The 6,604-nt window shown below is 71.3% G+C and carries 5 protein-coding genes; all 5 read left to right on the plus strand.

What is annotated here, in order from left to right; genetic code table 11:
* Positions 1-79 precede the first annotated feature (79 nt).
* The 5 genes from ACL03H_RS21405 to ACL03H_RS21425 all read left to right on the plus strand — a co-directional run bounded on the left by ACL03H_RS21405 (position 80) and on the right by ACL03H_RS21425 (position 6,489).
* The gene (locus ACL03H_RS21405; protein ID WP_412813090.1) at positions 80-532 is read left to right on the plus strand and encodes a hypothetical protein; all 453 of its coding nucleotides are present in this window, start codon (positions 80-82) and stop codon (positions 530-532) included.
* Between the two features lie 130 nt (positions 533-662).
* Positions 663-3,845, plus strand: a complete 3,183-nt coding sequence (locus ACL03H_RS21410) for a hypothetical protein (RefSeq protein ID WP_412813085.1) — start codon at positions 663-665, stop codon at positions 3,843-3,845.
* Between the two features lie 4 nt (positions 3,846-3,849).
* The gene (locus ACL03H_RS21415) at positions 3,850-5,706 is read left to right on the plus strand and encodes a hypothetical protein (RefSeq protein WP_412813086.1); all 1,857 of its coding nucleotides are present in this window, start codon (positions 3,850-3,852) and stop codon (positions 5,704-5,706) included.
* Complete coding sequence (locus ACL03H_RS21420) at positions 5,703-6,173, plus strand: YbaB/EbfC family nucleoid-associated protein (protein WP_412813087.1); 471 nt, start codon at positions 5,703-5,705, stop codon at positions 6,171-6,173. Before ACL03H_RS21415 ends, ACL03H_RS21420 begins: the two co-directional genes overlap by 4 nt.
* The gene (locus ACL03H_RS21425) at positions 6,166-6,489 is read left to right on the plus strand and encodes a WXG100 family type VII secretion target (protein WP_412813088.1); all 324 of its coding nucleotides are present in this window, start codon (positions 6,166-6,168) and stop codon (positions 6,487-6,489) included. The genes ACL03H_RS21420 and ACL03H_RS21425 overlap by 8 nt, the downstream gene beginning before the upstream one ends.
* Positions 6,490-6,604 lie beyond the last annotated feature (115 nt).

Below are 6,604 nucleotides of genomic sequence, written 5' to 3' on the forward strand. Positions count from 1 at the left end.
GCCCGGCATCGCTCTCTTCTCCTCGCCGATCTCGGCGGACTCGGAACGACGCTGACCACTTCAGGTAAGAGGGTTGACCATGGCGGGAAACACCGCATTCTCCCCGGACGACATCAAGACCGCCGCCTCTGAGATCGGCAAGCTGACGGACGACATGGCGGCCTTCCAGGAGCTGAAGGCGCACTGGCCCAACGCGGGCAAGTTCCCGCTCGCCCAGTGGCTCGAGCGCGTCGTCGACGACCGCCGCAACGGCCTGGTCGCGCACGCGGAGCGGTTGAAGAACATCTTCGACAACATGGAGACCGACCTCAAGGCGATCGCCGAGGACTTCGAGAACGCCGACGGCGAGAACGCCAACAAGATCAAGGCCGAGGTCGAGGACATGCGGGGCCACATCGACACGGCCATCTCGGCCCTGGACAAGGGCACCGAGAAGGACCAGCACAACTTCGAGGAGCACCCGGACCTCGACGCCGAGGACAACGCCACCGACGGCGACGGGTACAACGACAACCTCAACGCCAAGATCTGAGGCGCGTCCGGTCGCCTCGCCCAGCGCGCAGCACCGCTTGATTCTTTCCCCGGCAACCCGGCCGCCGCGGCCGCATTCATTCCTGTGAGGACCATTCGACATGGCGGACAAACCCGACCCCGTAGTGGGCGTGTACAGCAGCTCTGCCCCGCCGTTGGACGTCAGCAGGTACTCGTCGTGGGAATCGCTGGACGAGGTGACCTCGGACATCACCGCCGACATGGGCAAGGCCGGGGAGGCCTGGTGGGAGCTCGACGGCGCCTTCCGCAAGGCCATGAACAAGCTCGACGACATCAACGAGGGCTTCAGCAAGCAGGTGAAGGCCCTGCAGGACCACATGCAGGGCGTTGCCGGTGACGCGTTCAACGATTACGCCACCGACCTGTTCAAGGAGAGCGAAGACCTCTACAACACCCTCAAGCACCAGGACTACCCGACGACGATCGGGAACATCGGTCACGCGATCAAGTCCTTCGCGAGCGACTGGTGGGACCTGGTCGACGAGGAGCAGGAGCGCCGCGAGAAGGCGATCAAGAAGATCGAGGACGTTTCCACCGAGCTGAGCCAGTCCGAATTCGACTCGAAGGTCGAAGAGGCCAAGAAGGTCAGCAAGGAAACGCTCGTCAAGGACCTGCAGAACCTGCTCACGAGCCTGGGCAACCAGTTCAACGCGCGCGGCTCCGACCTCAGTCCGCTGCACATCGCCCTCAGCCCCGCCGCGGAGAACCCCGGCAGCGAGGGCAAGGGCGACGACGAGAAGGACGGGGACAAGGACAAGGACGAGGACAAGGGCGGGGACAAGGACGAGGACAGCGACGGTTCGGGCGACGGCGACGGTTCGGGCGACGACGACTCGTCGAGCGGCTCCGGGGACGACTCCTCCGATGATGAGGACGAGGCCAAGAAGGAAGCCGACGACGCCATCGACGAGCTGACCGGCGGGGGCGAGGGCAGCGGCTCCGGCGAGGGCAGCGGCTCCGGCGATGGTTCTGGTTCTGGTTCCGACGAGTACGACAAGGGCCTCGAGGACGCCAAGGAGGCCGCCGACGACGCGATCGAGGGCCTCGAAGACCCCAGCAATTCCGACGAGTACGACAAGGGCCTCGAGGACGCGAAGAAGGCCGCCGACGACGCGATCGAGGGCCTCGAGGACGGCTCCGGTGCGGGCGGCGGCGCTGGCGACGGTGCTGGTGACGGCGCCGGTGCTGGGGACGGCGCGGGCGCTGGTGACGGTGCCGGTGACAGCGCTGGTGGCGGTGCTGGTGACGGCTCCGGGTACGACCAGGCCGCTGAGGACGCGAAGAAGGCGGCCGACGACGCGATCGACGGTCTCGGCGGTGGCTCGGGCGGCGGTGAAGGCGCCGGTGAGGGCGAGGGCGCTGGCGGCGGCGTCGGCGGCGTGCCCGGCGGCATGGGCTCCGGTTCCGGGGGCGGCAAGGGCTCCGGCGGCAAGGACTCCGGCAAGAGCGAGCGCGACAAGGCCCTGGAGGACGCGAAGAAGGCGGCCGACGACGCCATCGACGAGCTCTCGGGCTCCGGGGGCAGCGGTCCCGAGACCGAGTCCGGTGGGCCCGGCGGCGAGGGCTCCGGTGGAGAGCCGGGAGCCGTCGACGGCGAGGAGGCCAAGAAGGCGGCCTCGGACGCGATCGGCGATCTGGCCAAGGACGCGGACAACCCCGAGGCGCAGCAGCGTCTGGAGGACGCGCAGAAGGCCGCCGACGACGCGATCGGCGAGCTGACCAAGGACGGTGGCCAGCCCACCGCCGAGGAGGCCAAGAAGGCCGCGAACGACGCCATCGACGAGCTCGGCTCCCCGAACGACAGCGCCGAGCAGAAGCAGGCGATGGAGGACGCCAAGAAGGCGGCCGACGACGCCATCGACGAGCTCAGCGGCAGCGGCAGCGGCGGGCCGAACACCGAGTCCGACGGCCCCGGGGCCGGCAAGGAGCCGCTCGACGGCCAAGAGGCCAAGAAGGCCGCTTCGGACGCGATCGGCGACCTGGCCAAGGACGCGGACAACCCCGAGGCGCAGCAGCGCCTGGAGGACGCGCAGCAGGCCGCCGACGACGCCATCGAGGAGCTGACCAAGGACGGTGGCCAGCCCACCGCCGAGGAGGCCAAGAAGGCGGCGGACGAGGCGATCGACGCCCTCGGCTCGCCCGACGACAGCCCGGCCGAGAAGCAGGCCCTGGAGGACGCGAAGAAGGCCGCCGACGGGGCCATCGACGACCTCGCCGTGGCCGACACCCCGGTCAACGGCGGCGAGGCGAAGAAGGCCGCGTCCGACGCGATCGGCGATCTCGCCAAGGACCAGCAGAACCCGGACGCCCAGCAGCGGATGCAGGAGGCCCAGCAGGCGGCCGACGACGCGATCGCCGAGCTGTCCGAGAACGGCGAGCAGCCGACCGCCGAGGAGGCCAAGAAGGCCGCGGACGAGGCGATCGAGGCCCTCGGCTCACCGGACGACAACCCGGCCGAGCAGCAGGCGATGGAGGACGCGAAGCAGGCGGCCAACGACGCGATCAACGAGCTGGCCAGCCCGTCCGACGCGGGCGGCGCGCTCGGCGACGCCGAGGCGCGCAAGGCCGCCACGGACGCCATCGGCGAGCTCACCACGAAGAGCGACGACCCGGCCGCGCAGCAGCGCTTGCAGGAGGCGCAGCAGGCCGCCAACGACGCGATCGGCGAGCTCAGCCACGACGGCACGCCCCCGAGCTCGGAGGAGGCCAAGCAGGCGGCCTCCGACGCGATCGACAAGCTCGGGCAGCCCGGTGACTCCCCGGCCCAGCAGCAGGCCATGGAGGACGCCAAGAAGGCGGCCGACGACGCGATCTCCGACCTCGCCTCCGGTGGCACCGGAGGCGGTGGCGGGGGCTCCGAGCTCGACGACTTCCTCGGTGGTGGCGGTGGAAGTGGCGGGGGCGGTGCCGCGAAGGCCGCCGCGGACGACGCCATCTCCAGCCTCGGTTCCAGCGGTGGTGGCGGCGGCGGTTACGGCGGCGGCGGTTACGGTGGCGGCGACGCCCCGGGCGCCCAGTTCGACGTGGCCGCCAAGCAGGGCCTGAGCGCGCCGGGTGGCGTGGCCGCGACCGCCGGCGGTCCCGGTGGTGCTGGCGGCGGTGCCGGCGGCGGGATGGGCCCCGGCGGGATGCCGATGGGCGGCGGGATGCCGATGGGCGGTGGCATGGGCGCCGGCGCCGGTGCCGCCGGTCAGCAGAACCAGGAGCGCGAGCCGCAGATCTGGATGAAGGCGGACGACGGCGTCTGGGACGAGGACAAGGACAACCCGCCGCCGGTGCTCGGACGGAGCTGATCTCGTGGCCACCACCCCACCCCTCCCGGATGATCTGGACCAGCTGAACTTCGACCAGCTGGCCCAGCTCATCAACGAGCGCCAGCCGGAGCTGTACTACCAGCGCGCGGACGAGTTCGACCGCGCCGCGGCGCAGCTGCAACTGCTGATCGACGGCCTGCGCGCCACCATGCGCAAGCTGGAGGCCGGCATGGCCGGGTTGTCGATGGACAAGGCCGCGCAGGCGGCCGAGCACCTCGCGGCGAAGAACGAGCAGGTGCTGCAGGCGATGCAGCAGCCCGGCTACGCCGCGATGTTGCGACGCGCCGGGGACTCGCTGACCGCCGCCCAGCAGCGGCTGCGCGATCTGCAGCAGCAGCGGGCGGAGCAGAGCGACATCCCGGTGGAGGAGGTCGGTGCCGCCGATCAGGACCGCACCGAGCAGGCCCGCCAGATCATCCGTGACCTGGGGACCGCCTACGGCGACGTGGCGGGCGGGCTCACCCCGCTGCCCGGCACCGGTCCGGGCAGCACGCCGGTGGACCAGATCAGCGATGAGGGCGCCTCGGGCGAGGGCGGTGGCGCGAACGGGGAGAACGGGTTCTCCAACGCGCTGTACTACGGCCCGGACGGCACGCCGCAGGTGATGGACGCGAACGGGCAGCTCGTCCCCGCGGAGGGCACCGGTGCGGGGCCGGTCGGGGTGATGTACCGCTCGTCGGTTCCCGGCGGCACGTACGCGGACTCCACCTCGGGCGGCGGTTCGTCCCAGGGCTACGGCGGTGGCGACGGCGCGGGGGAGCGCGCCGGGAACGCCGCGCCGTGGCTGGCGGCCTCCGCGCGGGGGGCGCCGTCGGTGCTCGGCCAGTCCGGCGTCGTCGGCGGCGGCGGCGGGAGCGGGGGCTCCGAGAAGTCCGTCGGTGGCTGGCGGATGGCCTCGGCCTCGCGCTCCGGCAGCGTGCAGGACGCGGCGCCGCAGGTCCTGGGACGGCGGATGTCGGTCGCGTCGGCCACCGGTGGCCAGGAGCCGGTCGGAAAGCGGTCGAAGACCAGCCAATCCGAGCGGCCGCAGACCTCCAGCCGGGAGCCGGCCTCCGCGGGCCGGGAGGAGATCAGCACCATGAGCGCTCCCGAGGAGGGGCGCAAGGAGGCGACCGGGGACGCACCCGGTTTCCTCCAGTCGCACTTCCCCGGGCACGTGGCCGCCGCGGCCACCGGCGGCGCGGCCGCCGGAGCCACGGCGGCGGGCACGCTGCCCTCGCACTCGGCGCACGCGCCGGTGCACGCGCACGCCCAGATCCCCGCGACGGACCCCGGCGGGACACCGCCGGGCGGCAATCCGCCGGGCGGCAACCAGCCCGGCCAGCCCGCGCACGTGGCCAAGTCGGCCGCCGGGGGGCCGCCGCTGGACGCGGGGTCCTCCGGTGGGCACGGCACCACCAGCGGGCACAGCACCACCAGCGGTGGACCGCGCAGCGCCCCGACCTCCGCGCTCGAGGTCGGCCAGGTGCGCGCCCCGGGCAACACCCCGACGCTGCCCCGGCCGGGCGGGGAGTTCTCCGCGGCGATGCCGGGCAGCGGTGGGGGATTCGGGGGCGGCGGCAGCGGTCACGGCGGCGGCCCCATGCACGGTCCGATGGGCATGATGGGCGGTGCTGGTGCCGGGGCGGCCAACGACCGGCAGCAGGAGCGGCAGCCCAACGTCCCCGTCCCGGCGGACCGGGATTCCTGGGATGACGGCAACGGCGTGCTCGGCGCCGTCGGCAGGCGCTCTCGGCCCGAAGAGGACGACGGTGCGCCGAAGGAGAAGACCGGGGGCGAGGCGCACGCCCAGATCGACGAGATCATCAACGATCTCCGGGAAGAGCGGAAGATTCGATGAGCGAGACGAACCGCAACGGCATGGGCGGCTCCTTCAATGACCTCGACGCGGCGATGGCCGCGCTGGAGGAGGAGCAGCGCAAGCTGGCCCAGATCGGCGAGGTCCGGCAGAACGAGACCACGACGGTCCAGGCCAAGGACCGCTCGCTGGAGATGACCTTCGACGGCGGCGGCGAGCTGACCGAGATCAAGTTCAACGGCACGAAGTACCGGAGCATGGCCCCGGCGCAGCTCGCCCACGTGATCGTCGAGACCCTTCAGCAGGGCCGCGCGCAGGCGATGGCGAAGATGACCGATCTCATGGGCACTGACGTTCTTCCCGGAATTGATCTCGCGGGCATCGCCGCGGGTAAGGTGGATCCGAACAGCGTGATCGACGCGCTGATCTCCCCGATGCTGGACGGAATCGTGGACGACGACCGCCGCGGCACGGGCTCCCGTTCGGAGAAGGGTGGTCAGGATGGCTGAGGACTTCTACCTCGACCCGGACGGGATGCGCTCCGCCAACCAGCGGATCAAGACGGCGCACGACGAGATGGCGACGGCGTTCGACGAGTTGGAGGCGGAGCTCTCGGAGCTCTACGGCTGCTGGGGAACCGACGACGTCGGCAAGGCCTTCCAGAAGAACTACGAGGAACCCGAGGGCAACATCAAGGACGGTTCCAAGGCGCTCATCGAGGGGATCGACGAGTTCACCGGGTCGATCGACGAAGCGGTGGAGGAGTTCATCGAGGTCGACAAGCAGAACCGCGAGAACATCAACAACACCGAGTACGAGTCCTGACGGCGGTGCAGGACGTGAAACGGCCGCTCGACCACGGGATGAGGCGCGCGACCACATGAGTTGACCACCCGGGTGCCGTGGGCACCCGGGTCCGATCTGGAGGGGGTGGCATTCG

Source organism: Saccharopolyspora antibiotica, assembly GCF_047200635.1.
Classification (GTDB): Bacteria; Actinomycetota; Actinomycetes; order Mycobacteriales; family Pseudonocardiaceae; genus Saccharopolyspora_C.

What these genes read in the sequence shown, in the direction of transcription:
- ACL03H_RS21405 (WP_412813090.1), top strand. Translation starts at nt 80, where the DNA reads ATGGCGGGAAACACCGCATTCTCCCCGGACGACATCAAGACCGCCGCC.
- ACL03H_RS21420 (WP_412813087.1), top strand. Translation starts at nt 5,703, where the DNA reads ATGAGCGAGACGAACCGCAACGGCATGGGCGGCTCCTTCAATGACCTC.
- ACL03H_RS21425 (WP_412813088.1), top strand. Translation starts at nt 6,166, where the DNA reads ATGGCTGAGGACTTCTACCTCGACCCGGACGGGATGCGCTCCGCCAAC.